Origin of the sequence: Alicyclobacillus pomorum DSM 14955 (assembly GCF_000472905.1) — a bacterium.
GTDB lineage: Bacteria > Bacillota > Bacilli > Alicyclobacillales > Alicyclobacillaceae > Alicyclobacillus_A > Alicyclobacillus_A pomorum.
The window spans coordinates 1-26,800 of record NZ_AXAR01000003.1 but is presented as its reverse complement, the minus strand read 5'-3'; the positions used below and the strand labels follow the sequence as shown (position 1 = coordinate 26,800).

The 26,800-nt window shown below is 55.3% G+C and carries 26 protein-coding genes, 1 tRNA gene and 1 riboswitch; of the genes, 10 read left to right on the top strand and 17 right to left on the bottom strand.

The annotated features are described in order from the left end of the window. Positions 1 to 142: 142 nt before the first annotated feature. The 4 genes from YWK_RS0103810 to YWK_RS18180 are packed head-to-tail and all read right to left on the bottom strand — an operon-like array spanning position 143 to position 4,868. Complete coding sequence (locus YWK_RS0103810) at positions 143 to 1,561, bottom strand: phosphomannomutase/phosphoglucomutase (protein ID WP_026963756.1); 1,419 nt, start codon at positions 1,559 to 1,561, stop codon at positions 143 to 145. Continuing rightward, a complete protein-coding gene (locus YWK_RS18185; protein ID WP_035465954.1) occupies positions 1,503 to 2,663 on the bottom strand; it encodes a hypothetical protein in 1,161 nt (386 codons plus the stop codon). The genes YWK_RS0103810 and YWK_RS18185 overlap by 59 nt, the downstream gene beginning before the upstream one ends. Further along, the gene (locus YWK_RS0103800; RefSeq protein WP_026963755.1) at positions 2,644 to 3,834 is read right to left on the bottom strand and encodes a glycosyltransferase family 4 protein; all 1,191 of its coding nucleotides are present in this window, start codon (positions 3,832 to 3,834) and stop codon (positions 2,644 to 2,646) included. Before YWK_RS0103800 ends, YWK_RS18185 begins: the two co-directional genes overlap by 20 nt. Beyond that, positions 3,831 to 4,868: a nucleotidyltransferase family protein gene (locus YWK_RS18180; RefSeq protein WP_084453462.1), complete on the bottom strand. Its 1,038-nt coding sequence runs from the start codon at positions 4,866 to 4,868 to the stop codon at positions 3,831 to 3,833. The genes YWK_RS0103800 and YWK_RS18180 overlap by 4 nt, the downstream gene beginning before the upstream one ends. 332 nt (positions 4,869 to 5,200) lie before the next feature. On the opposite strand from YWK_RS18180, the gene YWK_RS0103790 reads away from it, so the two are divergent. The 4 genes from YWK_RS0103790 to YWK_RS21775 all read left to right on the top strand — a co-directional run bounded on the left by YWK_RS0103790 (position 5,201) and on the right by YWK_RS21775 (position 7,107). Next, positions 5,201 to 5,287 (top strand) — tRNA-Leu (locus YWK_RS0103790). Positions 5,288 to 5,532: 245 nt separating this feature from the next. After that, positions 5,533 to 5,751 carry a hypothetical protein gene (locus tag YWK_RS0103785; protein ID WP_156909027.1) on the top strand — a complete coding sequence of 73 codons (219 nt, stop codon included), beginning with the start codon at positions 5,533 to 5,535 and terminating at the stop codon, positions 5,749 to 5,751. A gap of 807 nt (positions 5,752 to 6,558) precedes the next feature. Beyond that, the gene (locus YWK_RS0103770; protein ID WP_026963752.1) at positions 6,559 to 6,753 is read left to right on the top strand and encodes a hypothetical protein; all 195 of its coding nucleotides are present in this window, start codon (positions 6,559 to 6,561) and stop codon (positions 6,751 to 6,753) included. 216 nt (positions 6,754 to 6,969) lie between these two features. After that, positions 6,970 to 7,107, top strand: a complete 138-nt coding sequence (locus YWK_RS21775; RefSeq protein WP_156909026.1) for a hypothetical protein — start codon at positions 6,970 to 6,972, stop codon at positions 7,105 to 7,107. Positions 7,108 to 7,207: 100 nt separating this feature from the next. On the opposite strand, the gene YWK_RS18175 is transcribed toward YWK_RS21775, so the two are convergent. After that, positions 7,208 to 7,951, bottom strand: coding sequence for a C40 family peptidase (locus tag YWK_RS18175; RefSeq protein ID WP_051375081.1), 744 nt, complete (start codon positions 7,949 to 7,951; stop codon positions 7,208 to 7,210). A 2-nt stretch (positions 7,952 to 7,953) separates the two neighbouring features. Further along, a riboswitch (cyclic di-AMP (ydaO/yuaA leader) is annotated at positions 7,954 to 8,094 on the bottom strand. 164 nt (positions 8,095 to 8,258) lie between these two features. Between YWK_RS18175 and YWK_RS0103755 the strand changes: the two genes are divergently transcribed. From YWK_RS0103755 to YWK_RS0103745, 3 genes are all read left to right on the top strand, one after another. Further along, positions 8,259 to 8,960 (top strand): CoA transferase subunit A, encoded by a 702-nt coding sequence (locus YWK_RS0103755; RefSeq protein ID WP_026963751.1) that lies wholly within the window; start codon positions 8,259 to 8,261, stop codon positions 8,958 to 8,960. Positions 8,961 to 9,002: 42 nt separating this feature from the next. After that, positions 9,003 to 9,671 (top strand): CoA transferase subunit B, encoded by a 669-nt coding sequence (locus YWK_RS0103750; RefSeq protein WP_026963750.1) that lies wholly within the window; start codon positions 9,003 to 9,005, stop codon positions 9,669 to 9,671. Between the two features lie 176 nt (positions 9,672 to 9,847). Continuing rightward, positions 9,848 to 10,324, top strand: coding sequence for a flavin reductase family protein (locus tag YWK_RS0103745; RefSeq protein ID WP_026963749.1), 477 nt, complete (start codon positions 9,848 to 9,850; stop codon positions 10,322 to 10,324). A gap of 72 nt (positions 10,325 to 10,396) precedes the next feature. On the opposite strand, the gene YWK_RS0103740 is transcribed toward YWK_RS0103745, so the two are convergent. Next, the gene (locus YWK_RS0103740; protein ID WP_026963748.1) at positions 10,397 to 11,632 is read right to left on the bottom strand and encodes a cation:proton antiporter; all 1,236 of its coding nucleotides are present in this window, start codon (positions 11,630 to 11,632) and stop codon (positions 10,397 to 10,399) included. Between the two features lie 106 nt (positions 11,633 to 11,738). Here YWK_RS0103740 and YWK_RS20780 point away from each other — a divergent pair, with 106 nt between their 5' ends. Both YWK_RS20780 and YWK_RS0103730 read left to right on the top strand, forming a co-directional pair. After that, a complete protein-coding gene (locus YWK_RS20780; protein ID WP_026963747.1) occupies positions 11,739 to 12,431 on the top strand; it encodes a M48 family metallopeptidase in 693 nt (230 codons plus the stop codon). A 216-nt stretch (positions 12,432 to 12,647) separates the two neighbouring features. Further along, positions 12,648 to 13,301, top strand: a complete 654-nt coding sequence (locus YWK_RS0103730) for a sulfocyanin-like copper-binding protein (protein WP_026963746.1) — start codon at positions 12,648 to 12,650, stop codon at positions 13,299 to 13,301. An 82-nt stretch (positions 13,302 to 13,383) separates the two neighbouring features. On the opposite strand, the gene YWK_RS18165 is transcribed toward YWK_RS0103730, so the two are convergent. The 6 genes from YWK_RS18165 to menB all read right to left on the bottom strand — a co-directional run bounded on the left by YWK_RS18165 (position 13,384) and on the right by menB (position 20,351). Continuing rightward, entirely contained in the window at positions 13,384 to 13,941 is a 558-nt protein-coding gene (locus YWK_RS18165; RefSeq protein WP_051375077.1) for a TlpA family protein disulfide reductase, read from the bottom strand. A gap of 2 nt (positions 13,942 to 13,943) precedes the next feature. Further along, positions 13,944 to 14,777, bottom strand: coding sequence for a 2-succinyl-6-hydroxy-2,4-cyclohexadiene-1-carboxylate synthase (menH, locus tag YWK_RS0103720; protein WP_245578506.1), 834 nt, complete (start codon positions 14,775 to 14,777; stop codon positions 13,944 to 13,946). Further along, positions 14,762 to 16,513, bottom strand: a complete 1,752-nt coding sequence (gene menD / locus YWK_RS0103715; protein ID WP_026963744.1) for a 2-succinyl-5-enolpyruvyl-6-hydroxy-3-cyclohexene-1-carboxylic-acid synthase — start codon at positions 16,511 to 16,513, stop codon at positions 14,762 to 14,764. Before menD ends, menH begins: the two co-directional genes overlap by 16 nt. Continuing rightward, positions 16,510 to 17,988, bottom strand: coding sequence for an isochorismate synthase (locus YWK_RS18160; protein WP_051375075.1), 1,479 nt, complete (start codon positions 17,986 to 17,988; stop codon positions 16,510 to 16,512). The genes menD and YWK_RS18160 overlap by 4 nt, the downstream gene beginning before the upstream one ends. Beyond that, positions 17,958 to 19,466 (bottom strand): o-succinylbenzoate--CoA ligase, encoded by a 1,509-nt coding sequence (locus tag YWK_RS0103705; RefSeq protein ID WP_026963743.1) that lies wholly within the window; start codon positions 19,464 to 19,466, stop codon positions 17,958 to 17,960. The genes YWK_RS18160 and YWK_RS0103705 overlap by 31 nt, the downstream gene beginning before the upstream one ends. Positions 19,467 to 19,535: 69 nt before the next feature. Further along, a complete protein-coding gene (menB, locus tag YWK_RS0103700; protein WP_035465952.1) occupies positions 19,536 to 20,351 on the bottom strand; it encodes a 1,4-dihydroxy-2-naphthoyl-CoA synthase in 816 nt (271 codons plus the stop codon). 183 nt (positions 20,352 to 20,534) lie between these two features. Between menB and YWK_RS0103695 the strand changes: the two genes are divergently transcribed. Continuing rightward, positions 20,535 to 21,443: a 1,4-dihydroxy-2-naphthoate polyprenyltransferase gene (locus YWK_RS0103695; protein WP_026963741.1), complete on the top strand. Its 909-nt coding sequence runs from the start codon at positions 20,535 to 20,537 to the stop codon at positions 21,441 to 21,443. Positions 21,444 to 21,594: 151 nt separating this feature from the next. On the opposite strand, the gene YWK_RS0103690 is transcribed toward YWK_RS0103695, so the two are convergent. The 5 genes from YWK_RS0103690 to YWK_RS0103665 form a co-directional block, all read right to left on the bottom strand. Beyond that, positions 21,595 to 21,840, bottom strand: coding sequence for a hypothetical protein (locus YWK_RS0103690; protein ID WP_026963740.1), 246 nt, complete (start codon positions 21,838 to 21,840; stop codon positions 21,595 to 21,597). Further along, complete coding sequence (locus tag YWK_RS20775; RefSeq protein ID WP_051375074.1) at positions 21,837 to 23,252, bottom strand: glucosaminidase domain-containing protein; 1,416 nt, start codon at positions 23,250 to 23,252, stop codon at positions 21,837 to 21,839. The genes YWK_RS0103690 and YWK_RS20775 overlap by 4 nt, the downstream gene beginning before the upstream one ends. Positions 23,253 to 23,849: 597 nt before the next feature. Then, entirely contained in the window at positions 23,850 to 25,742 is a 1,893-nt protein-coding gene (locus YWK_RS0103675; protein ID WP_026963738.1) for a DUF255 domain-containing protein, read from the bottom strand. 62 nt (positions 25,743 to 25,804) lie between these two features. Further along, the gene (locus YWK_RS22750) at positions 25,805 to 25,999 is read right to left on the bottom strand and encodes a DUF255 domain-containing protein (RefSeq protein WP_342664230.1); all 195 of its coding nucleotides are present in this window, start codon (positions 25,997 to 25,999) and stop codon (positions 25,805 to 25,807) included. Between the two features lie 219 nt (positions 26,000 to 26,218). Beyond that, complete coding sequence (locus tag YWK_RS0103665; protein WP_026963736.1) at positions 26,219 to 26,638, bottom strand: WIAG-tail domain; 420 nt, start codon at positions 26,636 to 26,638, stop codon at positions 26,219 to 26,221. Between the last annotated feature and the right edge of the window lie 162 nt (positions 26,639 to 26,800).

Here is a 26,800-nt window from a genome sequence, read left to right as displayed (position 1 = left end):
GTCTCATGTGCCGGTTTTTCTGTGTGTCGCCCTCGCCGCTTCCATGCACCGCCGGTGGCCGCCTGACGGCGAATTCGCGCAAACGCGCTCGTTTGCGCGATGGTGCAAGTCTGCGTACCGTCAGGCACACCGAATGGACGCCTTACCACGGAATGGTGGACTCGAGACCGGCGCGATGCAGCGCCTGTTCCACTTCCCGTTGAATCGCCGCTAGGTGCTCCGGTGTATTCGCCTCCGCGCGAAGCACGAGAATCGGCTGTGTGTTGGAACTGCGTATGAGCGCCCATCCTGAAGGGAACTCAACCCGGGCGCCATCGACTGTCACGATATTGAAACGCTCAGCGAAGTACTTCTTGACAGCCTCAATGACGTTTTGTTTCTGTGACTCCGGACATGGAACGCGAGTCTCTGGGGTCGAGTAGTACTGTGGCACATCCTCAAACAGCGCGGACAGGTTGCGTTCCTGTCTGGACAGCAAACGCAACAAGCGGCCCGCAGCGTAGAGCGCGTCATCGTATCCATAGTACTCATCGTTGAAGAACAAATGGCCAGACATTTCTCCGGTAAACGGCGCGTTCGTGGCCCGCAGCGTCGCCTTGATGTGGGAATGCCCCGTGCGGTGAAAGCGCGGCTTCCCGCCGAGTTTCACAATCTCGTCAATCAACGCCTGCGAGCACTTGACTTCCACCAGCGCCTCGCACCCTGGATACTTGGGCAGAATCTCACGCCAGTATAAGATCATCAATTCGTCGCCCCAGCGAATAGTACCCTTGTCGTCGACGACGCCGAGTCTGTCCCCGTCTCCGTCAAAAGCGATTCCAAGGTCTGCCTTTTCCTTTTTCACCGTGGCAATCAAGTCGCGGAGATTCTCCGGATCGACCGGATCTGGATGGTGGTTCGGGAAGGTGGGATCTGACTCACAGTAGAGCGGAATGACGTCACACCCCCACCGCTTGAGCATCTCAGGAGCAAACGAGGACGCCGTACCATTTCCACAATCGACCACCACTTTCAGCCGACGCCCCAGTTGAATCTTGTCCTCCAGCATCTCAAAGTAGGCCTCTTTCACATCGACACGGTCAACCCATGCGGAGTCAGCGCTCAGCACTTCGGGCATCTCGATGCTACGTTCCACAGCCATCATTTCGTCATACAGGCTGCGTACGGCTTCACCGTGGATGGTCGTGTTGCCCATGGCGATTTTAAATCCATTTTCGTTGGGTGGATTGTGGCTCGCTGTGACCATAATGCCACTGGGTACTTGAAGGTGTTCCAGGCTGTAGTAGAACATCGGTGTCGTCACTTCACCAATGTCCCGGACTCGGCAATGTTCCGCAGTCGCCCCCGCTACCAGTGCACGGTGCAACGCGGGTGAAGAAGCGCGGTTATCCCTGCCGACAACCATCGTGTCCTCTCCGGCTGCCTTCAATCGACGCGCAAATGCACGGCCGAGCAAGTAAGCAAACCGCTCGTTGATCTCCGTGTTGGCCACACCCCGAACGTCATACTCGCGAAACACGTGTTTCGGCAACTGTGCTGTTTGAGAAACCATCTGTGTCATCGTTATCACACCCCTCCGTCACCAAATTATGGTAAACCGCTTCTGTCAATAGGTAGGATATCGTTGACTCAGCGCCCTGGTTGCGGTTTGGACCGTTCTCCATTAACCCGTCGCAGCAACCACCATCCGACGGATCCGCCACCGCAACACCCAGGTCGTTCTTTCCGTGAAACCAGGCGACGCAATTCTCCAGAGCTTTCAAATAATCAGGATTGGAAGTGACGCGGTACCCCTGCGCACAAGCGACCGCCAACTTCATGACCTCCAGTGGCTGCTGGTCCCACTGGCTGATGGAACTTGGAGAGCACCACCCTTGGTTTCCGATGGGACGAATGTGCCCTTGGGGAGCTGTCATTTTTTCCATCAAGAACTCCAGGCTCTCAGTGGCGACCGCAAGTACGGACGCGTCTTTCAGCGCGCTGTACGCGTGGAATAAAGCCCACGGAAACACTCCGTTTCCGTACGTCATCATTGGCTCGAACCAACGCCAACCGGGTTGCTGGTTTCGCCTGTACTGTTGGATGAGATGGTCCGCCAGATTTCGGGCGACCTGCGGCAATTCTGCCTTGACCCAGTCAGAAAACCAGTTCTGCTCTCCTTGCCCACTTTCCATTGCGCAAAGCAACAGACAGGCAGCTGCCAAAGCGTGGGCGCGACCCCTCGGAAACTGCAAGCGCGAAACCGTGCGGAATCCCCGATAACACATCTGCTGTGCCGCAGTTTTCCGGTCTTGGTCACGCAAGTGAATCGCTGCGAACGCGGTGGCCCAAATGGATCTCCCCTGGCAGTCGTCGGACGGAGTCTCTGGTTCGAACGTACGATTGTAGAACACGTTGTTGTGGAATTGTCCATCGTCGCGTTGCACCCACAGCAAGAAGGCGAGATAGGTGTCAACCAGCGGCGAGAGTGTACGCAGTTGTTCCGCCGCCTGCGTGCGCTCCGCGTAGCGCATCCACTCGACACACAGCCACAGCGCACGCGCGTTGTCGTCTGTCGAATATCCCTCGTTCCGGCGAGGAATCTTTCCTAAACAATGTTCTATCAATCCCGTGTCATCGGTCAGTCGTCGCAGGTGCTCCAACTTAACGGGAAATGGACGCAAGTGCACTCCCTCCCGCAACACGACCTTTCTCCGTGTGCAGCACATCCTGAACCAAGTGCCAATAGGTGGCCCCAACATTTGGCCATTGCATGTGCTGACCAATCTCGCGAATCCGGTGTTCCCACGTTGCGTGCAGTGACGCATCCGACAACATACGGACCATTGTATCCGCCCAGGTGTCCACGTCCCCGTACGGAATCAGCAATTCATCAAGCCCAGCCAACAAGTCCCGCGCATACGCGTACGGCGTACTCAACACCGGCCGACCGAGACCCACCGCGTATGCCAACGTTCCGCTGGTGATCTGTTCCATGCCAGGATAAGGGGTGACGTAAAGATCGCACGCTGTGATGACTTCCACCAGTTCCTCTTCAGTGAGGTACCGATTCACCATTTGCACATGTTCATCCAAACCGAGATCATGGACCATTTCAAGCAGCTCGTTGCGGTACGCCTCGCCTTCGTGACGCAGAACATCTGGGTGCGTCTGACCGACGAGCGCATATACCACGTTCGGTACCCGCTGGACAACCTTAGGCAGTGCCTTCAGAATTAACTCAATGCCTTTGCCGCGACCAAGCAAGCCAAACGTCAGCACAACCTTCTTGTCAGCCCAGCCGAAGCGCTCTCGAATGGCTGCCCGCTGCTCCGGCATCGGCGTCGGCGTCCCATGTGGGAGGTAAAAGATTTTATCCTCAGGCACTCCAAAGGCGTTGTTCAAAAAGGTCACTGCTCGTCGGTTCATCACGACAATACGGCGGCTCAGCGCGCACAACTCATCTTGAATGGAGCGGTACGGCTCCTTCGGGTGTTCAAATACTGTGTGGAACGTCGTGATGAGCGGCTTTCGCAAGGCTCGTGCGAAGTCGAGTACATACTCGCCAGCATTGCCACCGAAGATGCCAAACTCATGTTGCAGAGACACCGCCGCAACGGCGCTGTCGTTGATACGTGCCGCGAGGTTGCGGTAGTCCTGACGCACATCGCGCCGCAGCGTCCAAACGGAAGGATGGTATCGGGTGTTGTCCTCACCTGGGCTAACAACCGCAATCACTTTATCCTGAACTGAGGTCCCTTTCGCACCCTCCACGGCCTGCCGCAAATGGTGCGTGTATGTAGCGAGACCACACTTTTTCGGAACGTAGGTGCTGATGTACGCAATTTGAGTCATCCTTGTAACACCTCCACGGACTGTGTCGAACGATTGTGATCCGGTTCACAGTCTGCGATAAAGTGTGGACTTACCACGACTCCGTTCAGATCATGCGATACTTCTAAACGTGTGTCTGGCCATATCACAGATCTCGAGCAATGTACGTTCCGACCAAGTACGGCCCGGTCCCCCACGACCGCGTAAGGGCCCACCGTGCACCCACGTTCAAGCACCACATCATCGCCAATAATGACAGGCGGTACCAACTGGACGTCGGTGGCCATGCGGACGCCGCGCCCTATCCAAATTCCTGGTTCCTTCTTTGTATAAGGAAGCTGAGCACGAAAACGTCCATCCAATACATCCCGATGCAATTGTAGGTACCTATCAAGCGTCCCCATGTCGAGCCAGTAGCCGCGAATGACCGTTCCGTACACACGGCCTGTTTGCTGGATCAACGTTGGGAAAGTTTCCCGTTCAATCGAGGTCTCTCGGTCCGCAGGTATCCAGCGCAAGGCCTGCTTCTCCATCACGTAAATACCCGCATTCACACGATTGGAAGGTGCCGCGTGACGAGGCGGTTTTTCCACAAACCGTACAATCCTGCCCGACGCTGTCTGTTCGACGACTCCGTACTGTGTCGGGTCATCCACTTCTGTGAGGCCAATGGTCACAAGGCCACCGTGTTTAGCATGAAAGTCAAGCAAAGGGATTAACTGAATCTGATGAATGATGTCGGCATTGAGTACCAAGAACCTATCGGATAACATGGATTCTGCGTTCTTGATAGCACCTGCGGTTCCCATCAACTGACGCTCCACCGCGTACTCGATTTCAACGCCCAAAGAGCGCCCGTCACCAAAATGATTGCGAATGGTATCCGCGTGATGCTTCACGGCGATGACAAACTGCTCAATACCCTGTTCCTTGAGGTGTAAAATGAGGTGTTCAAGCCATGGGCGGTTTGCAACCGGCGCCATCGGCTTAGGAAGGTTCTCTGTCAGTGGTCGCAAGCGCGTTCCTAATCCCCCAGCTAACAACAGTGCCTTCATTTCTCATCCCCCCATTGGTCTCTTGATGTCCAGCGAGCAAATTGCTCGGTGTCATTCCAATAGACGAATGGCTCATGAAAGAACATCTGACATTTTTGGCATGACATGGACATTCCGCGGATATGCCCACCTGCAAACATGTCAGGTGTTAGCAAAAGAACTGACTGTTAGCACTCACAAACCTCGGCTGCTAATAATATTATAGCAGCAGCTTGACAGAGTGCAAGTTTTGAGCATTGTGTTATTGGTGAAACTTGGCCCTTGTTTATCTTGCACCTTCCATGTACAATATCGCTTGGGTGTTCTGCTCACTGCAGGGCAGTCAGTTACACGCGGTCGTGGCGGAATTGGCAGACGCGCAAGATTCAGGTTCTTGTGGGCGCAAGCTCGTGGAGGTTCAAGTCCTCTCGACCGCACCAAATCATGCAAATAGCAACGGCTACGCGATGTGTCGCGTAGCCGTTTTTCGTATTCAACATCACCAGCGTTGTCAGACTCGTTTGTGTCCGTTCGTATCCCTTCACAAGAACTCTGCTACGTTTCAAGAGATGGTTCATGGTCCGAAATCAACGCTCCCGAGAGACGGCTGGCATAGTGCGTCCAATCGCCGGGAAGTGTAAGGAGTGACAAATCACTCGATGACACAATCCTTGGACGAAAGATGGTGAAGCCCATGCAGCCGTCGCCGCAACCCAACGACGATAAAACGAAGACAACACATCCTGAACACCGTCGAGTCACGAAACAGACGGCCCCCGTGAACTCACTCGTCGACGTGGACAGTCCCGACGATTTCAGGGACGAGGGCAAATACTCTGCGATTCAGTCAACGGACAATGAGGTGCCGTGGGTGAAGGTGGATAATCCTGATGACCACGAATAAACATGGCAACTGGTGAAAGTGACACACCCGAATCACTGTGTACGCTCCGTTCACCTTTACGTTGGAACACCGCCAAAGAGAAAAAAAAGACGCCACGATGTCGTGGCGAGAGATGAACGTCAATCAGATTATCAAGCCGTTTGACTTTGCGTTTTTCCTTTGTGCTTCACGCAGACAGCGTATGGGTAGACGCCACTGATGCATACATGAAAGACTGTCTTCATCATCGTATCCACCCATTGCGCGCCAATCAGTCGTCCGCAGTGAGGGCACCACGCAAGCGGACTTTCCTGGGGTCTATTTCGGTAGTCAACCATGTCCGTAACACCCCCCCAACCTTTCGCCTGGTGTCGAATGCCAACAAAATACCACGATGGACCTGACTGTTTGTGTCGAATCATGTCGCAATCAAAAAATTCATCCAACAAAACGTCGGACGCTTCGGAACAAGTTCCACGTTCCATTCCAAGTATTCATCAAGTTCGACGAATACTACTGAACTCGATGCACATACTACGTCATGTAAGGAGGCTGATGTGTCATGGTGACTCAAACCTTCTGATTGAAACATCGGTAAGGGATGTGGTTGCGACAGTACGTCAGTACGCACCTTACAACGAAGAGGCGGAGACCTTGGTCTACCGCCTCTTTCGCGTCACCGCCTCCGACCACGCAACCATCGGGGAAATGATCTGATCTCTCCCGCTTGAAGCGTGTTCTTCAATATGCCATCGTTCCCCTTCATAATCTGGAGCAGCAGGGCCACGCTAAGCGTGCGGTACACCATCTTTCGGGGAGGAATCGAGCATGAAAACATCGCCTCGCACTCCAGGCTACCCTTTTCGCTATATCGCACCCGAAAAGCTGCGAAATGATGCAACGGAGTTCCTGCGCAAGTTCAATGCACATGGCGACGGTACGCCTGGCATCGCAGTTCGCACCGCCAGGCCCGAAGACGCAGAGCGAATCAACACCCCCGGCAGCCAATCTCCCCTGAAATGACGTCCCGCATCATCGACACAGGCGCCCTTCGCGGCGCCCGTGTCCAATGATCCGAAAGCCGTGGTGACGACACGGCACTGCAAAATGAGTGAAAATTCGAGAAAACCGTGACAGAAGCTTCACAAATGGCCGAGCGCATCGCTGTACTGCGGACAGGCGGACATGATAAACTAACTCCAAGCAAGGGTGGATGCCCATTTGAAGAAGGTGATCTTCATGAAAAATCACGACATGGCGAATCCCATCGCTGGGTTAGAGAAACTGTGGAGAATCGGCGAGCGAATTGCAGTGTTTACAGCGGTGATGATTGTCAGCGGGACCATTGGTTACGTGTCCCTACATGCACTCACATAATGCAATCGTGCCGGGCGCACATGGCGCCTGTTTTCTTTCTAAGCAACCGTAAACAGGGCACACCCTGTGCCCTTTTTACGGTTCTTTCTTGGATACGTGATCAATGTAACACATCGCGTGCGCCAAGATAGTGCAATCCCCAATAGGAGTCAAACAGTGACGCAATATTGACGCCGTTCCGCTCGGCGCTGATGAATTGACCTCCACCCAAGAAAATACCGACGTGTGATGCCCCAGGCCCATCCGTGTTGAAAAACACCAGGTCACCCGGTGCCAAGTCGTTGGACCGTACAGGAGATCCGATGCCGTACATTCCGTAACTTGAACGCGGCAGACTGAACCCGAAATCCCTGTACACGTAGAAGACCAGCCCAGAGCAATCAAATCCGTTCGGTGTCGTGCCCGCCCACTGATACGGTGCACCGACGAAAGTTCTTGCGTACTGGGCAACGAGTTGCCCTTTCAGGTCAATCGCCATACTGAGCAACCCACTGCCCGAACGGCTACTGGTCCTCTGGCTCAAAGGCACCTTCAAATGTTGCCCCACCTTCAATATGGCCTTACTGTTGAGATGATTCAGACTTGCCAAATTCGAGACGGTCGTGTGAAAGCGCGTTGCGATACCCCACAAAGTGTCTCCGGACTTCACTATGTACGTGGTGGTTCTCTGCTGGTTCGTCGTGAAGTGGATGTCCGAAAATTCTTCACGCACGATAGCATGTGACGGGGCGTTCTTCACACCCTGCTTCTGACCGTATGTGTGTGCGGTGGCCGCAAAGCTCACCGAAGGCCCTGCGACGGTGACAAGGGCAGCTGAAAGAAACAGCTTGGCCAAGCGGTTCACTGATACAGCCCCTTTTCTTCCTGCGGGGTTCGTTGACGGGCTCTGAATATGGGGGTTGCCCTGAGCAGTGATCTCACGTACAGATTCGCACCAATCCATGAATCCCCCGCCTCCGGCGCAACGGAGTTCGGATATGTATTTTTATGCGCCATGTACATTATATCAGCGGCTCTTGAACCAGCAATCGAAGATTCATAGAATTTGAGGGCGAAAACGGGGGGGATGTCCGCGAAAACGCTTGCATAACCGCGATGACTGTGCGGTAATAGGATTGAAAACAGGTCTTCGGTGGCAGGAGGGATTGGGTTTGAACAAGGTCTTTGCGTCCGCTGCGGATGCTGTCCGCGACATTCCGGATGGATCTACTCTATTAGTCGGCGGCTTTGGACTCGTAGGCATTCCAGAAAATCTGATTATCGCGCTGCGCGACCAAGGCACGAAAGATCTCACCTGTGTCAGCAACAACTGTGGTGTTGACGACTGGGGGCTGGGACTGCTACTGCAGACCCGACAGATCCGGAAAATGATTTCTTCCTACGTCGGTGAAAACAAAACGTTTGAAAGACAGTTTTTGAGCGGCGAGCTAGAAGTGGAACTGGTTCCGCAAGGAACGTTGGCCGAGCGCGTTCGCGCTGGCGGAGCTGGCATTGGCGGCTTTTACACACCGGCCGGCGTGGGGACCGTCGTGGCGGAAGGTAAAGAAACACGCGTCATTGACGGGCGTGAATACGTCCTGGAGATGCCAATCCGTGGAGATTACGCCCTCATCAAGGGCTGGAAGGCGGATACGTTGGGTAATGTCATTTACCGTAAAACCGCCCAAAACTTCAATCCGATGATGGCGGCCGCTGGAAAAATTACGATTGTTGAAGTGGAAGAACTCGTAGAGCCAGGCGAACTGGATCCCCACGAGATCCATACCCCGAGCATCTACGTCCAGCGCATTGTGGTAGGCCCTTCTTACGAGAAACGGATTGAACGCAGGACCACACGCCCACGTCCATCGTGACCGTGAGTAGCTCAAACTGTATGCGGGAGGAGCGATGAAAACATGCCTTTGACGCGCGATGAAATCGTCCAACGGGCTGCACTTGAAATTGATGACGGCCACTACGTCAACCTGGGGATTGGGATGCCGACACTGGTGGCGAATTACATTCCTGAGGACATCACTGTGATTTTACATTCAGAGAACGGGTTGTTAGGTACAGGACCGTACCCCTACGAAGGGGAGGAAGACCCGGACTTGATTAATGCAGGCAAAGAGACGGTCACTGTGTTGCCCGGAGCCTGCTACTTCAACAGCGCTGAATCTTTCGCGATGATTCGCGGCGGCCACATTGACGTCGCTATCTTAGGTGCAATGGAAGTGTCAGAAAAGGGCGACTTGGCAAACTGGATGATTCCAGGAAAAATGGTCAAAGGCATGGGCGGGGCCATGGATCTTGTTCACGGCGCCAAACGTGTCATCGTCACCATGGAGCATGTCAACAAACAAGGTGAACCCAAAATTCTCAAGGAATGTCGGTTGCCACTCACCGGAAAGCGCGTGGTTCACCGCATCATTACCGACTACGCCGTGATGGACGTCACGGACAAAGGACTCGTGCTGCGCGAAGTCGCAGATGGACACAGCATTGAAGAAGTCAAACGTCTGACTGCTGCCGATCTCATCATTCCCCCAGAAGGCGTGAAGCCCATCCCTACCCAACGCGGGTAGCCGACATCGGGTCAATCATTCTCATATGCGCATGGAGAGAGCCGTTGGCAGGTTTCGTTGACCGCCGACGGCCTTCTTGTGTCCCCTTGCGTCATTCCGCTTTGGATGCCGCTTCTGATACAATAGAACAGTATGCGTATTGAAACTTTTGGAACTTTCGAGAGGGGGTTACCGCTGTGCCAGTGAGTGCAGATGATTTCCGGCATGCGCTGGGTCGGTTCGCCAGCGGTGTCACCGTAGTGACCACTGCCGTTGACGGTAAACTCGGAGGATTGACGGTATCGGCGTTCAGTTCTGTATCGCTTGATCCCCCGTATATCTTGATTTGTATCGATAAACGCTCGTCCGTGATTCCACTGCTCCGGACCAGCCGCGTATTCGGAGTGAACATTTTGAGCAGTGATCAGTCGGATGTCTCCAACCACTTTGCTTCACGTCGAGAGGACAAGTTCGCAGGCGTATCCTACCGCATCGGAACACTTGGTGTTCCTGTTCTCGAAGGCGTTTTGGCGCATCTGGAGTGCAAAGTGACCCAAGAGGTAGATGGCGGAGACCACTTTATCTACATAGGACAAGTGGAACACTCGTCGGTGGACGAAAGCAAAGAACCTCTCCTGTATTTCCACGGAAAATACCGGGAGCTCGCGAAGTAAGCGACCGACGTGTCTGCAGAGATCCAATCGGCGTCTTGCCTGAACAAGACGCCGATTGCGCAGTCTCGGCATTTAGACATCCAATTCCTCCCCTTCTACGGCAACCCTCAAGTGGTTTGCGACAAACGGCGTTGTACTGGCTTGTACCAAAATCGTGGCCAGAATCGCCAGAAATGTGACCGCGCCAATCAGCTTTGCAAAAGGCACTTGCTCTGCAGCAATCATCCCGGCCAGTGCCGCGGGGATCACGCCGGTTTCGCGCACCCAGAACATGAACAAAATTTCGCGCCAGTTCCATCGTGCTCGCCCGTCCACAAGGACAGACGACAGCACGGACAGCGGTCGCGCGACAAACATCAGGACAGCCACCAACAAAATGCCTACCCACAGGTAGTGCCGGACCTCCGAGAAGTCGACCTGAGTGCCGAGAAAGACAAAGATGAGCATGCGCATAATCAAAGTGATGGAGTTTCCAAAGTGGTTCACGTTAGCTTCCGTGTGCTTGGACAACGGCCACCCAAACGACGCGCCGTTTCCGGTCACGACGCCCGCCGTGAAAGCCGCCATCAGACCGCTGGCTTGGAACACTTCCGCCAGCTCATAGGCACCCAGTGCCAACACCAGCATGACCATCGATCCGTAGTCGCGAAATAGCCCCCACCCTCGTTCGGATACCAACCACAACGCAAGCAAACCGCATACAAATCCCACCACGAGACCCGTGACGGACGAACTCACAAAGCCCACAATGGGTGCGTACCAGTGGAATGCACCTTTCGCTGTCACCAAGCTGAGCAGCGTCATGACCAGTACAGAGGCGGTCGCGTCATTAAAAGCCGATTCAGATTCCACCGTCTGCTGCAGTCGAGGCAAGATGGGCACCCGTTTAAACACAGGAATCAGCGTCGCAGGGTCCGTAGACGCGATGACGCCCGCGAGCAACAGCGAAAACACCCACGGTGTGCCTACCAACCAATGTGCCACCACACCTACCACGATGGCAGAGACCAGCACACCAAGGGTGGCGAGCAATCCGATGCTGACCCAGACTTGCCGCAGGATGGAAAACCGCACTGCGCGCCCTCCATCAAACACGATGAGGGTGGCTCCGATATTGAGAATGAATAAGTTCACTTGCGATCCTATCGGTTCCGAAACCAGATTCAACACGGCCGGCCCAATCAAAATACCGAGCAGCAGGTACGCAGCCACGTCCGGGATGCGCGGCTTCTCCGTCAGTTTTCCGGCGATGAGACTGCCTCCAAACACCACGACCAACACCAACAAGGCACTCTCCCAATGCTCCATGTGAAGCACGCGCATTCCTCCTCGCCTTCTGACACGATTCCCAAAAGTACCAGCCTAGTATATCATGAGGGTCAGAGGCCCATCGAAATAAAGGAGAAGCGGAACCATGGCCTTACCGTTTTCAGGGAAACTGGAAGTCATCCGCAGTGCAAAGCGTAAAAAAACCATCACCGTGATGGTTCGGAGCGGTCAAGTCCGAATCCTCGCCCCCGCAGATACCCCTGAGCATGAGATCCGAAGGATATTGGAAACGCGCCGGGATTGGATTGAAGAGCGATTGCGGCAGTCACCGTCTGATACCCAGGCGCGCAAACACTGGACGGATACAACATTCTGGTTGCATGGGAAGCCGACCCCAGTGGAATACGAATATACGGCCGGGCATTGGCGTTGCGCGTACCGCGACAACCGATTCTACATCACAGGTCCAGACGTTTCACCACCCGTAGACAAGATCTACGACATCTTGACGCGGTGGTATAAACAGGCTGCCAAAACTGACTTTGAACATCGTCTGCAGCATTGGAGCCACCAACTCGGCGTATCGTATCAGGGATTCCGCGTGAAAGACCAACGCACGCGCTGGGGAAGCTGCAGCAGCACCGGCAACATCAATTTGAACTGGCGACTCATTCAGGCGCCGCCAGAGATCATCGATTACGTCGTGGTCCACGAGTTGTGCCACCTGCTTGAGATGAACCACTCGGCGCGGTTCTGGGCACACGTTGCCAAGGCCTTCCCAGCGTATCAGGAGAGTCAGCAGTGGTTGAAACAGCATGGCGCTTCCCTTTATTTTTGACCGTTAGACAATCCAGACGAAACATTGTGTCAAATATGTGACACTTTTCAGGTTTTTTTGTATATTTGTCGCCGGCAGGTCTATTTCACCGCCTGATATACAAGATATACTTGAAAGTAGTGGGTCATCCCAGAAGCCTAGGTGGTGGGCAGGGCTATGCCTGTACATGCTCTTCGCGAATGCGGATGAACGCTCAGATGGATTGGAGGATGCGTCATGAAGATTTCACCTCTCGGCGCACTGGTTGTCGCGCTCGGTGCCTGCTCTGCCATCGTGTTTTGGATTGTAGGTTATTTTGTACTTCCGAACCAAGTCACGCACCGTAATTTCGCCGCAAACCCGAAGATCCAAACGTCCGTCAGTCCAACCAGCGGATCTACAGGACAAGGCGCGACGGGGCAAGGTCAGGCTGCTTGGTACGCGCTGGACAAAGTGCCGAAAACGCTGGATCTGAGTATCACTTCCAAGAATGGCGATGACCCAATGAACTTCAACGGATACAGTAAGGGCGCACTCAAAATCACCGTACCTGCAGGCTGGACGGTGAACGTAACCTACAACAATCAGCAGTCCGTGAATCACAGTGTCGGCTTTGTACCGTGGTCCGAGCGTGAGACGCCAAATGGACAATTCACCGCAGCCTTCAAGGGATCCACGGGCCCATCTGACAAGTTCCAGTCGGGCGTTCCACAAAACCAACCGTATAAATTCTCCTTTGTGGCGAATCAGGCTGGAAAGTATGCCCTGGTCTGCGGCGTTCCCGGCCACGCAGCTGGCGGCATGTGGGATGAATTCGACGTCGTTGCAAACGCGAAAGCCCCTACCATCACCACGGATCAGGGAACTGTCACAGTCAGCAAGACCGCGTAAACTTCGACGCGACATTGGATGCATGATGAACAAAGGCGATGGGGCCGCAGCCTCGTCGCCTTCGTGTTTTCCGTACAATCCATCAGGATGGATTCAGCGCCTTTTGAACGACTGCATCCAGTTTGCTGGCTGTTAACATACCAGGCTCAATATCGATAATCCGTCCGGTGGGAGACAGGACAAACGTCTGTGGCGCCGCGTACACGCCGTACGCATTCATGAACGCAGCGTGAGGATCCTTGAGCACTGTATAAGGGATCTTGTACTTGTCGACAAAATCCTGGGGACCTCTCTCGTTCATTTCCGTCGAGGTCATATCGATGCCGACAAACTGCACTTTACCGCGGTATTTGTGCGCTGCCTGCACAAAATCGGGGGCCTCATTGTTGCAAGGTTCGCACCAGGACGCAAAGACGTTGAGAATGACAGGTTGATGATGCGCAAGGATGGTCTGCAACGACACGGTCCCGTTCCCGTTTAACTGCGGCAAGGAAAAGGAAGGCGCCTGTTTTCCGACCACCGGTGCCGGATTTGTTGAACTCTTGACGTCGTTGGCTCCCGACGTGGTCGACGTGGCCCCTCCGCACCCTGTCAAAAGCGACGTCAACACGATAACTGCGAACAGAGCCTTTCCACGCATCGTCACACTTCCCCTCGTTCGCTTTGTGCAAAAAACGCGGCAACAGCGTCCACGTAGGCCGCCGTTTGCTCCATGTGGACCGTGTGCCCCGCATCGGCAATGGTGATATGACGCCCTACGGGCATCTCTCGCAGCATGCGCTCTGCGATGTGACAGAACTTTTCATCCAGCGCGCCGGTCACTAGCAACACCGGCATGTTCAGTTCCCCGAGTCGCCCCCAGAGATTCGGTTGCACACCGGTTCCCATCCCGCGGAGGCTGTTGGCTAACCCCACTTTTCGCTGAGACAGGCGAATGTTCCGCTGGGCAAGCCGCACGGACTCTGGCAATCGAGCCTGCGTCGCAAACAGCGGCAGCTGCTCCCACTTCTTCACAAACACTTCGACGCCGTAATGTTCAATCTCATCGGCCAATCGCTCGTCACTCGCCCTGCGTAGTGCCCGCTCCTGTTCTGTCTGCAGGCCCGGCGAGGCACTTTCTAGGCAGAGACTGAGAACGCGCCAAGGGGCAGTCAGCGCGAGACAGAGCGCCAGCCGACCACCCATAGAATAGCCGAGGACGTGGAACTTGTCATGCCCCAGCTTCGACATCACCTGCAGGAGGTCAGCACACACGTTCTCCATCGTGTAGGCGGAAATGTCCATCGGTGCAGAAGTTCGACCGTGGCCCGTAATATCGACCGCAATGCACTGAAATCGGTTTGCCAATGCCTTCGCAACGTGTGTCCACGAGTCAGCGCTTCCCGTAAAGCCGTGCAGCATCAAGATGGGATGGCCTCGGCCCTGCACGGACGCATACCACGCCCGCTCATCCAGTTGGATCATCTGCTCGGCCATGCCAATTCCTCCACTGCCTCTGCCACTTGATGGTACACGTCTTCGTGTAGGCGCACGTTCTCATATGACTCGGTGCGGACTTCGAGGACATTGAGCCCACCACGAGACAACAATCGGCCAACTGCTGTACGGAAGGCAGGCCAGTCCTCAGCTCGCTCAAAACAACCTCCGTACATTTCCACAGCGCGTTGGAAGTCCAATCCATGTTCCGTGCGAAAGTACGAAAATGTATCCGGATGCGCAGCCTGCGGCAGAAACGAGAAGATGCCACCCCCGTCGTTGTGGACGAGAATGACAAGCAGGTTCAGGTTGTGCATCTTTGCCGCCAAGAGTCCGTTCAAATCGTGGAAAAACGAGACATCCCCAATCACCAAGACGACAGGTTCTGGGCTGACCGCGGCAACGCCGAGCGCAGATGAGACGACACCATCGATGCCGCTCACACCGCGGTTGGCCAAAAATCGCACGCGATGTCGTTGTTTCAAGTAGAAATCGTCCAAGTCACGCACCGGCATGCTGTTCCCTGCAAACAACGTTGCACCGTCCGGTAAGAGATGCGAAAGCTCATAGAAGATTCGTCCTTCTGACCATACCTCGTTCTGCCCCATGCGCTCCACCACGCCAGCGGCTGCGCGGTTTGTCGCTGTCCACATGCGGGTCCACTGGCGCTCGCGCTGCAGCGACCCATCCAGTGTCTCTAAGAGCGCCTCGCACAACGACGCAGGATCCGCCTGCACCACTGCCGACGCCGTGAAAAACGGGTCCTTCCAACCCACGTCGTCGGTGACAACAACCTGGTGAGCATCGTCACAGGCCGCCAAGAACTGCCCAAGCACTTTCGACGTCGGCGTCCTGCCGAAACGCACCACCACATCTGGCGTGAACGCCGACCACAACTGCCTGTTGCGCAAAAATAGATCATACGTGTCAATGACAAGGTCGTTGATGTGTAAACCTGTACGAAGTTGTGAAAGCGGATCTGCCAGAATCGGCACGTTCCACCGTTCCGCCAGCCGCATGATGGGGCTGGCGAGGCTCGGATCATCTTGCGGACCGCAGACGATGAGCCCACGTTCCGCAGACTTCAGCCAGTGTGACATTGTGGTTGTCACCTCGTCGGCCACCGTCAACCGCCCCTCAAACCAGTGACGAAGCCCACCGCTCGCCTCCGCCGTTGCCCATGCAGGCGGATTCTTCGGTGGAACGAGTGGTTCGCGAAGCGGCCAGTTGAGGTGCACGGGGCCTTGCGGGACCGCTGTGGCGTGCGCGACAGCCCGCCACGCGACGGAGCGTGCGTGACGCACCAGTGCAGGGTTCTCCTCCGGGACCGGCATACTGAACGACCACTTGACGTAATCGTTGTACATGTAGTCCTGCCGGATGGTCTGATTGCTGCCGATGCCGTGCAGTTCCGGCGGCCTATCGGCCGTCAGTACAATGAGCGGCACATTCGACTGCCGGGCTTCCATAACGGCTGGTAGGTAATTGGCGGTCGCAGTGCCGGACGTGCAAATCAATGCCACGGGTTCCCCGCTGGCGCGTGCTACGCCGAGGGCAAAGAAGGCCGCGGATCGTTCATCCAAAAGTGTCCACGTGGCAAATTCGCCGTGGCGAGCGACAGCCATCGTTAACGGCGTGGACCTGGAACCGGGTGAGATGCACACGTTGCGAACTCCAGCTCTGCGAAGTTCAGTCATAAACGCTGTTACAATATATAACGCTGGATTTTCAGTCATTCAGCTACGCCTCCGTTATTCGCCATGAGGGCGGATTGTACGGCGCGCAGTTTCATTTTCGTCTCCTGCCACTCCGAAGCAGGTTCAGAATCCCCCATGATACCTGCACCTGCGAAGAGATACGCGTTGTCTTCCATGACCAACGCACACCGTAGTGCCACTGCAAACTGCCCTTCTCCACGCGCGTTCATCCACCCTACGGGGCCCGCGTACCAACCGCGGTCCATGCCTTCCCGCTGCCGGATAACCTGCAGCGCCTGGTCTCTCGGCATTCCCGCAACCGCCGGTGTCGGGTGAAGCCGTTCCACCAAATCGAGCACAGTCTGCTCTGGATTCCGCACGGCCACTATTGGCGTGTGTAAGTGCTGTACGTTGGCCAGTTTCTTGATCAATGGTTGCTTTGGATAATCAATAGAGCGAACCCTCGCAGCCTGCAACTGTTCGGTGATACATGCGCGCACCACTTCGTGTTCATGTCTGTCCTTCGCACTCGCCAACAATTTCCGTTCCAAGGCCGCATCCTCGTCGGGCGTGCTCCCGCGGCCAATCGTCCCTGCCAGGCAGTCGACGTCCACGCGGCTTCCACTGACGGACACCAAGCGCTCGGGACTGGCTGCCAAGAAGCATTGTCCTTGGTTCCAGATGGCGAAAACCTGGCTGTCTGGATAGGTGGCCTCCAGCGTTTCCAGCACCCGAGACAGTGGCTTCCGGATTCCCTCCACCAATTCGTAACGCGCCAAAACGACCTTTTCATAACGCCCGTGCCGAATGTCTTCTGCAGTGCGCGCGACAGCCCATTCCCACTGCTTACGATCCACGCCGGGTTCGGCCGTTGTTCCGTGGCTCTGCACGACACGTTGTCCGTCGGCATCGCGCTGATTGAGTCGAGTCAGCGACTGCACTTGGCGCTGCAGACCCATCCACTGGGCCTCGACATCCTGGCCGTCCCCGATGACCACCATCGCCGTCACCCGACATCCAGCGTCTGTGCGGCAAATCCACAGGTGTGGCAACACAAATTTCGCTTCTGGCCAGTTCACCCACGGACTCCGTCGCTCACCAATGTCAAACGACATGCCTCCAAACCACACGGCAGTCGCGTCACGGGATTCCTGTACAACACTGCCGACTGTGTCCGTTGCTTCCAAAACCACACCATACTGATGCATCTGACGGCGAACGTCGGCCGAACGGTTCTCGCCGTCTGCCAGGATGACGGCAGCTGCGCCGAGCGCCAGATGACAGGTTCGTTCACTCGGCAGACACCAATACATCCGCTCACTGGCAGTCGGACAGGTTCCGGCCAAGCGGCGGATCAAAGACCACGGCACCGCGACATCCGCCGTCGCACTGACGACCGCACGAGTGGGCCGGTCCTTGAACGTCTGCATGGCAGCGTCAACCGCTGCACGCAACCGGCCGCACAGTGAATCCAAGTCGTATTCTAGCTTTGTTGCAATGTGTGGGTGAGCCATTCTCGTAACTTCCTTCGCATGAGCTTTCCAGACGCATTCCGCGGCAAGTCATCGACGAAGAAAAACGCCTTTGGAACTTTGTATCCTGCCAGGTACTTGCGGCAGTGCTCCTCCAATTCCGCCGACAAATCCGGCCCAGGTGACACGGCCTTGATGAAAGCAACGGGTATCTGCCCCCAAGTTGCATCCTCTCTGCCTGTCACACCCGCCTCAATCACGCCGGGGTGGGTCGAGAGCACACTTTCCACCTCTGCGGGGTAGACGTTTTCACCGCCAGAGACGATTAAGTCGTTGCGTCTGTCCAACACGTACAAATAGCCTTCTTCATCGATGTAGCCGATGTCCCCCGTTTTGAACCAGCCGTTTTCCATCGCCGCTGCTGTGGCATCCGGCCGATGAAAATACCCGGGTACAATGGTCGGCCCCCGCACCACGATTTCTCCAGGCACGTGGGCTCCCACCGGTTTGCCATCCACCCAGATGGCCACCTCTGTGGCTGGCAACGGCTTACCAGAGGAGCCCAGCTTCCGTAGCCCTTCCTCCGGCCGCAGTGTAGTCACCTGCGAATTGGCTTCCGTCAAACCGTACGATTGGGCCACTGGAACCTGCAACGCCTGACACTGTTCCAAGAGCGCTTTGGGTGCGGCACTGCCACCCAGCAACACGCACCGCAACTGCTCTGGGTAAGGCCTCGTGCGACCTTCCAGCATGCGCTGCAACATGACCGGAACGACGGAGACCAGGTTGATGTGCTGTTCGTCAATCGTTCGATTGACCACATCCGGGTGAAACTTATCGTGAATCACTGCCGTTGTACCATAGATCAAGCTCCTCATGAGCACCGATAATCCGCCCATATGGAACAACGGCATCGGCGCCAACCACCGATCCCCTTTTTGCAACCCCAATAATAACGCAGAGTTGATGGCTGACCACCACTGGTTTCCGTACGTAATGATGGCACCCTTCGGATGGCCCGTGGTACCCGATGTATACATGATGGCGAGCGTTTCTCCGAGGTCAATGTGCAACCGTTCTGTGTGTGTACGGCCATCGGCCTGGACCGATTCAAGGTTCAGAGCGACCACGCCTGCGCCGAGCTCTTCCTGAAGCCGGTGCGCAACGTCCGCAAAAAAGTTGTCGTGCGCTATGGCCTTGACACCGGCATCGCGCAATTGCCACGACAACTCTGCAGTCGTTAACCGCACGTTGAGCGGTACAGCCACCGCGCGAGCCTGCATCACGCCATGCAGCCCGACTGCAAACACCAGGCCTTTTTTGCACAACAGCGCGACGGTGTCTCCAGGGACTAAGCCGACATCGCGCAGCTTAGAAGCCAGTCCCGTCGCTGCCTGCAACAATTCCGCATAGGTCAACCGTTGGTCCGGCGATTCCAGGGCCACGTTGTTCGGTACATCGGCGGCCCGCCGATGAAGCCAGTCAGGCAATACAGGTTGGAAGTCTCTCGTCGTCGCCATGCGCCTCCTCCTTCCCCAAAAATACAACCGCCCCACCTTGCCAGGAGGGGCGCGCCGAGGTGAAAAAGGTTATGGCAGGCGCGGGAACTTGCTGAAATCAGGCTTCCTCTTTTCGAGAAACGCATGCATGCCTTCTTTCGCTTCGTCGGTCATGTAATACAGCATGGTTGCATCCCCGGCCAGCATCTGCAGACCGGCCAGTCCATCGGTGTCTGCGTTGAACGCCATCTTCAGGAACCGCAGCGCAATCGGACTCTTTTCAAGTATTTCACGCGCCCATTTAATGGACTCTTCTTCCAGCTTGTCGAGCGGCACCACAGCGTTGACAAGCCCCATTTCCAGAGCCTCCTGCGCAGTGTATTGACGGCACAGGAACCAGATTTCTTTGGCTTTCTTGTGACCGACTGTGCGAGCCAATAAGGTGGCTCCATAGCCAGCGTCAAAGCTCCCGACCTTTGGACCCGTTTGCCCAAACCGCGCGTTGTCCGCAGCAATCGTCAGGTCGCAGACCAAGTGCAACACGTGACCGCCGCCAATGGCATACCCGGCCACGACCGCAATCACCGGCTTCGGCAATGCCCGGATTTGCCGTTGTAAATCCAGCACATTCAAGCGAGGTACGTTGTCGCCGCCAACGTAGCCGCCGTGCCCACGGACTCGTTGGTCGCCGCCGGAGCAGAACGCCTTGTCTCCCTTTCCGGTGAGCAGCACCACACCAGTCTCCGCGTCGTCGCGTACATGTGCGAACGCATCGATAAGTTCCTTGACCGTCTCTGGACGGAACGCGTTACGTACTTCAGGGCGGTTGATGGTAATTCTCGCAATGCCTTCCGCCTTCTCATAAATAATGTCCTCATATGGTTTAACAATTTGCCAGTCCAGCATGGACAAACCTCCGATTCTGCGAATTCAATCCTACGCAACCATGACCCTCAAAAACACCACAACAAGTATAGCAAACTCGCAACTAGCCGGAAAGTTGACCAAGATGTGCGCGTTGTCGGCGCAGGCCGGGTTTGCTATGATCGGTGGGTGGTAGATAGTCTGTTGAAACGGAGGTGTGCGGGGATGAGCTTCCGCGAACGTTTTTCCATTGGCTGGCGACTTCTGCGCCCGTTCACGCTCACGGCATCGCTGGTCCCGGTGCTCATTGGCACAGGCATGGCTCTGTCGCAGGGTCGTTTTCATGCACTGTTATTCTTAAGTTTTCTCATCGCATCGCTTCTCATACAAGTGGCGACAAACATGTTCAATGAATACTTCGACTACAAGCGGGGTCTCGATGACCACAACATGGTGGGCATCGCCGGCACCATCGTGCGAGATGGCGTGAGTCCACGCACCGTGATTCGATTGGCTTGGATCTGCGTGGCGATTTCCGTCCTGCTCGGCGTATACATCTGTGCATCCACGACGTGGTGGATTGCGGCCGTGGGTACGCTGTGCCTATGTGTTGCTTATTGCTACTCCGGGGGCCCGAAACCTCTGGCGTACACGCCATTCGGTGAATTGGCAGCCGCTGTCGCCATGGGGCCAGCCATTGTCTTGTTGTCGTTCTACGTGCAGACCCGCACCATTACCGCGGAATCCGTCGTGACATCGATTCCAATCGGCCTGCTGATTGGAGCCATCCTGCTCGGAAACAACATACGCGATATGGATCAGGACCGCGAGGGTGGCCGTCGAACATTAGTCATCTTGCTCGGTCGCGAACGTGGCCGCGTCCTGTTTGCCAGCGTGTTTGTCGTCTCCTATGTGGTGGTCCTCGCACTCGTCGTACTCGGTTATTTGACACCGTGGGCCTTGTTGGTTTTTCTCACCATTCCTTCGGCCATCTATGTCGTGAAACTGTACTATCGGTATACAGAGCCGAAACAACTGCATCCCGCAGTCAAAGGTACTTCAAAACTTCTGTTCAGATTCGGTGCCCTGATGTTTGTTGGTTTCCTCTGTTCAGCGTTTACCACAGTGCACTAACATAAATCGCGGTGTTTCTATGTCACGGTGATGGATGAAACCCGCACCACGATGGCCAAAGCCAAGTTCATCGAAGGATATCTCAACGTGATGAAAGGCGAGATCCAATGTGGATCTCGCCTTTTTGAGTGGCATCCGTGAGGAACTGGACCTAGACGAATTCAAATCCATCCGGGGAAGGCGTATTGGTGACGATGTAGTCACCCACGTGTACGGTTCCGACGCGAGTCGAACTTCTACTGTCGGCGGCGTACACGTTCGCATGATATCCGCGACGGATTTGAACGCGATACACGTTCGTAAAAGCGAGGTCGTTTTCATCCACCCAACCGGAGATGCCGTTTCCCGTCACGTCACACCATTCCGTCACGGTGTTAGCCACCATGCCCTGTTTCATGGCATCCGCCACCACCGGGGTGCCCACTGGCAACGCCTTCGGCGGTGGAAATAGGCTGACCCACGTAGCCCCGTCACACACCCCGCTGTCCCAGGGTGGTTGCGTTGGTAAGCGGTCAAGGCGCTTTGTGTCATCCGCCCGAACACTCCATCCGCAGTAACGCCCAGCGCTTTCTGCAATTGCTTCACAGCAGAGCCGCTGCTGCCGTACTTGAGGGTACCTGGAAACATCTGAGACGCGCCAGATCCCGGATCGGAAAAGACCGGCAGGTTTCCGCAAGGATTGGACAGCACCTTGGCTGTCGCGCGATTCATTCGATACACCGGTTCGTCACTGATCAGGGACACAGGCGGTAAAGTGCTCTGCGGAAACTGTGGGTACGCACTCACGGTTCCGTTGTTCTCAGACACGTATTGGTTCATAATCCGCGCAATGCTATTTGCCCAGCTCGTATCTGTCGCATAGTGCTTTTGCATCCCATCCAGTGTCGGCGAAACGTAAAAAGTCCCGCCGGGTTCCAAGTACACTTGCCGTACGATGTACGCCTCGTACTGAATTGCGTAGTCTGACGAAGGAAACGAACCTGCGTAGTTGCCGGGATTGCTGTCGTATGCCCCCCATCCATACAGGTTGTTCTTTGCCTTGTAAATCTGGCTCGTTCCCCAGTATGTTTCAAGGACAGCGTGACTCCCCAAGTACGTGGCGTCCACCACGTACTTATTTTGCGCACTCACGAAGGAAGTGCCCAGCCCGGTCAACGGTGATTGATGTTGCGACAGCCAGTTGTCAATCTGTGCCGGCGTGACACTGCTCGGTGCCGGGAAACGGAGATCTACATTCTGCAACGGATTTTCCGACGAATTGGGGTTCAACAGTTTCCCGCTATATTGGTTGTCCGCCGGGCTCAACAGGTAGTACTGTGTGGTGGAAGCGGCAACCACGTAATACGTTTCCCCCAACTTCGCGAACGACGGCGCTGCTGTCCCTGTCGGCCCAGACTTCTTGCTTGTCCATTGCCCGTCGTTATTTAAATAATAGTAATATTCCGGATACTGAGCCACTGTATTTGTCTTCACGTTGATGACATATCCGTTACTGGCTTGCAACGCGGATGCCGCCGTTTGCACGCTGGTGAAATCCCCCACGATTTTCGTTGGAGACGCAAACGCCCGGTAATCTGGCACTTGATGGACGACAGTTCCCGAGCCATCTTTCACGTCCGCCCCGGGAACATTGGAAACCGCGGCTTCCGCGTCGGAGAGCGTCGCGTAGTCTTGCAGCTTTGTTCCGTCCATCTTGTACGCTGTAAACAGGCCGTTCTTGGTCGCCATAGACCAGTGCGTGCCGTCCCACGGACGCGGCTGGGTCACGCCAATGCGTTGAAGAACCTCCATGACGTACCAAATGGGCATATAGGTTGTATGATTCCACGCAAACGCCATAGGGCTTGAAACGAGCTTGCCATTCAACCAAATCTCTGTTTGCTTGAGATTGCGTTGAGAGGGACTGGAGGATGAAGAGGTAGGTCCGCCACTGGTTCCCCCGGAAGCGAGTGAGGTGTCCTTCACACCCAGTGCAGTCCACGTCGCTGAACCTACGACGCCATCGACGGGTAAATGTTGGGCGATCTTTTCCTTACTGCTGCAGCGGTGGTGTTGCCGAATCTTCCGTCCGGGGCCGTCATTAACGCGATGAACTTCCTTCCCTTCACACTGGCGCCTCCTTAACTGGACGTAAGTTCACGTGTGTCTCCAGCGATGCTGCTAAGGCGGCAGTCCCACACCTGACATGGACGAACAGTGCAACAGAAACGTTACATGATTCCACATAATATTGCGAGATTCCCGAAAAAGCGACGCATCGCGACATGACTAGCCTAATGCTACCAAAGTCCCCTTGGGAGTTCTNGTAGAAATTGCACATGTATCTAAACTTTTCCCATGTAAGACATATGCTGGAATACGAACTGACGCACGGAGACATACCGTGCGCCAGTTTCAAGTGTCGTACTACCGGAGTCGCCGAATGGCCTCTTCGACATCCGTGAGCGGTTGTTGACACGCGAAGTTTTCACAAATGTATATCGTGGGCTTGCCATCCACAGCGACCTGGTCTTCCACATACGGACACAGGGCGGCCAATTCCGCCGCCTTGGCTGCGTCCGTAGGCCGGTGAATGAGAACCGTGTCAGGAAGAAACAAGGATTGGATACGTCCAAGCACTGCCTGGGTCTCCGGGTGTTCCGACGATCCGACGACAACCATCTCTCTGCCTTTGCCATGCGCCAACTGCAATGCCATCAGCAGCATGGTGTGTCCCATCGGATAGTGCCCGACGTGGTCTGCAAACGCCGAGAACAATTCCCCCGCGAGGCGTTCGTACTCGGTATTACCCGTCAGTCGTCCAAGGCGTACCAGGTTGAGCGCCGCCACGGAATTTCCGGACGGCGTCGCGCCGTCGTATACCTCCTTCGGCCGGACAATCAACGTTTCCGCGTCGCTGCCATAAAAATAGAACCCGCCAGAGCGCTCATCCCAAAACAAACGAATCGTTACGTCCTGCAGTTGGACGGCAGCGGCTAGGTATTCTGGTTGGAACGTCGCTTCATAAAGTTCGATGCACGCCCACGTCAGGAATGCGTAATCATCCAGGTAGCCCAAATGAGCCGCGTGACCATCGCGAAACCGAGCCAGGAGCCTTCCATCCGGATTTTTCAGGTTGTCGTTGATGAACTGCAGCGCCCGCTCGGCAGCCGCAATGTAGGTGGATTCGTGAAACGCCCGACCAGCCTTTGCCAACGCTACAATCATCAGGGCATTCCAGGACGTCAACACTTTGTCGTCTTTGTGCGGATGAACACGCCTCTCCCGGTGTTGAAACAGCGTTCGATTGGCGGCTCTGACCTGCTTCGCCCACTCATCTGGATGGACTCCTTCTCGGGCACAGAACGCGTCATGTGACTGGCCGATGAGATTGGGAATATTCCGCCCTTCAAAGTTCCCGTCCGGCGTGACGTCGTAGTACCGGCAGTACCGTCCACCGAGTTCCTCGCCGAGTACTTCCACCACCTGATCTACCGTCCACAAGTAAAACTTGCCTTCTTCGCCCTCTGAATCAGCGTCCTCCGCAGAGTAAAACGCGCCATCCTCACTGGTCATATCTCGCAGCACGTACTCCAGCACATCCCGTGCGATGTCCTTGTACGTATCTTTCTTCGTGACCTGATAGGCTTCGACGTACGTCATCGCCAACAGCGCGTTGTCGTACAGCATCTTCTCAAAGTGCGGCACCAGCCATTCCCTGTCCGTGGAATAGCGCGCAAAGCCAAACCCCACGTGGTCGTAGATGCCGCCCCGATACATGGACATCAATGTTTTTTCCACCATGTCAATGGCCCGCACATCCTCGTTCAAACGCCCGTACCGCAGAAGAAACATCAAGTTGTGCGGCGTCGGAAATTTGGGTGCGTCGCCGAACCCTCCGAACACCTCGTCAAATGCATCGCGAAATCCGTCGTACGCATCCTCTATCCAGGATATCTCGACTTCGCCTTTCCCCGTAGCTTCCATCGCCGGCTTCAGTTGGTCCATGATTTTCAGGCTCGCTGCCACAACCTTGTCTGGGTCCTCTTCCCACTTTTCATGAATTTGCTGCAGGATCTCCAGCAGCCCCATGCGGCCAAATCGACGTTCTTTCGGGAAGTACGTTCCTGCGAAGAACGGTCTTTGGTCTGGGGTGAGAATGACTGTGAGGGGCCACCCGCCCTGCCCCGTCATCGCCTGACAAACCGTCATGTAGATATGATCAATGTCAGGCCGCTCCTCGCGGTCCACCTTAATGGCGACGAAGTGACGATTTAAGAGTTCCGCCACCTCCGGGTCCTCAAATGACTCCCGTTCCATCACATGACACCAATGACATGTAAATTAGGGATACCCACTTTCTGTATATTAGCCCCGTAGGGCTAGGAATAGCCAATGGACAAAAACACAGCCTTGGACTCCCGTTGTGCCTTCTGGAACGCCGCAGTTCCCCACGGATACCAGTTGATTGGGTTCGTACAATGTTGTTGAAGGTACGGCGATTTTTCGTACACTAACCAGTTATGCGTTTCGTTCGGTCTAGGGTTATTCAACATTTCAAGTTCCCTGTTCGTCATGTATGTACCACCACTCCAATTGGGATTTATTGTTCGTTGACATCCTTCTTTATTCTATCCCAATACAAAAAGAAAACCCACGCTCTTTATGGCGTGGGCTTACAGAAAGTGAACATTGACCTCAACGTTATCACCTTCCTAAAGATTCCGCCCATGCTGGGCGCACTAACACAGGCGGCCGCAATTTGTGGCCGCCCTCCCCCTGCTTGAACTCTTCAGTTATGCTTTCGGACCGAAGGCGATAGTTTGTACTGTCCCTTTTACTTCGGCGCCCGGCTTGGCGCGTACGATTCTCACAGTCGCCGCTGCGCGCGATTTGGCGCCGGATACGGCGTAACATTCCGGGCGGTCGGTCATAGCGACGAGCACGTACGAGTCATCGGCGAACGGCTCCGGCAGTGTAATCACCACTTCAGTGAATTCTTCCTCTGAACCTAAGCTGAAGGAGTCGGTACCGGCCAACTGCAGGGCGCATGGTACCGCAGGCGACGTCTGTACAGGTATGAAGGCGAGCTTCGTCTCCGTTACACACCGGTCTGCGAGATTCTCTTTCGTAACAATGCCGTCCGCGAGGCAGTCTCCCGTCAGTACCAGATTGCTGACGTGACGCGGCTCAATAACTCCGTCCTTCAGATGCAAGCCTTCTATCGCCTCGGCGCCGGTCGCGAATGAGCACAGCGTGAATATGCTCGGAACTAATGGAGCCCGGTACGAAATGCGAGGCTTGAATCGACCGTTTGGCGATTTGATTCATCCCGACGGCCCTTCGGCAATATGTCCTCTCACTAGATTTTTAGGTGA

Bases quoted from the DNA above. Each gene is read 5' to 3' on its own strand.
- YWK_RS0103810 (WP_026963756.1), bottom strand. From the start codon at position 1,561: ATGACACAGATGGTTTCTCAAACAGCACAGTTGCCGAAACACGTGTTT.
- YWK_RS0103800 (WP_026963755.1), bottom strand. From the start codon at position 3,834: ATGACTCAAATTGCGTACATCAGCACCTACGTTCCGAAAAAGTGTGGT.
- YWK_RS18180 (WP_084453462.1), bottom strand. From the start codon at position 4,868: ATGAAGGCACTGTTGTTAGCTGGGGGATTAGGAACGCGCTTGCGACCA.
- YWK_RS0103770 (WP_026963752.1), top strand. From the start codon at position 6,559: ATGAAAACATCGCCTCGCACTCCAGGCTACCCTTTTCGCTATATCGCA.
- YWK_RS21775 (WP_156909026.1), top strand. From the start codon at position 6,970: ATGAAAAATCACGACATGGCGAATCCCATCGCTGGGTTAGAGAAACTG.
- YWK_RS0103750 (WP_026963750.1), top strand. From the start codon at position 9,003: ATGCCTTTGACGCGCGATGAAATCGTCCAACGGGCTGCACTTGAAATT.
- YWK_RS0103740 (WP_026963748.1), bottom strand. From the start codon at position 11,632: ATGGAGCATTGGGAGAGTGCCTTGTTGGTGTTGGTCGTGGTGTTTGGA.
- YWK_RS20780 (WP_026963747.1), top strand. From the start codon at position 11,739: ATGGCCTTACCGTTTTCAGGGAAACTGGAAGTCATCCGCAGTGCAAAG.
- YWK_RS0103730 (WP_026963746.1), top strand. From the start codon at position 12,648: ATGAAGATTTCACCTCTCGGCGCACTGGTTGTCGCGCTCGGTGCCTGC.
- YWK_RS18165 (WP_051375077.1), bottom strand. From the start codon at position 13,941: ATGCGTGGAAAGGCTCTGTTCGCAGTTATCGTGTTGACGTCGCTTTTG.
- menH (WP_245578506.1), bottom strand. From the start codon at position 14,777: ATGGCCGAGCAGATGATCCAACTGGATGAGCGGGCGTGGTATGCGTCC.
- menD (WP_026963744.1), bottom strand. From the start codon at position 16,513: ATGACTGAAAATCCAGCGTTATATATTGTAACAGCGTTTATGACTGAA.
- YWK_RS18160 (WP_051375075.1), bottom strand. From the start codon at position 17,988: ATGGCTCACCCACACATTGCAACAAAGCTAGAATACGACTTGGATTCA.
- YWK_RS0103705 (WP_026963743.1), bottom strand. From the start codon at position 19,466: ATGGCGACGACGAGAGACTTCCAACCTGTATTGCCTGACTGGCTTCAT.
- menB (WP_035465952.1), bottom strand. From the start codon at position 20,351: ATGCTGGACTGGCAAATTGTTAAACCATATGAGGACATTATTTATGAG.
- YWK_RS0103695 (WP_026963741.1), top strand. From the start codon at position 20,535: ATGAGCTTCCGCGAACGTTTTTCCATTGGCTGGCGACTTCTGCGCCCG.
- YWK_RS0103690 (WP_026963740.1), bottom strand. From the start codon at position 21,840: ATGAAACAGGGCATGGTGGCTAACACCGTGACGGAATGGTGTGACGTG.
- YWK_RS20775 (WP_051375074.1), bottom strand. From the start codon at position 23,252: ATGCCCATTTGGTACGTCATGGAGGTTCTTCAACGCATTGGCGTGACC.
- YWK_RS0103675 (WP_026963738.1), bottom strand. From the start codon at position 25,742: ATGGAACGGGAGTCATTTGAGGACCCGGAGGTGGCGGAACTCTTAAAT.
- YWK_RS22750 (WP_342664230.1), bottom strand. From the start codon at position 25,999: ATGACGAACAGGGAACTTGAAATGTTGAATAACCCTAGACCGAACGAA.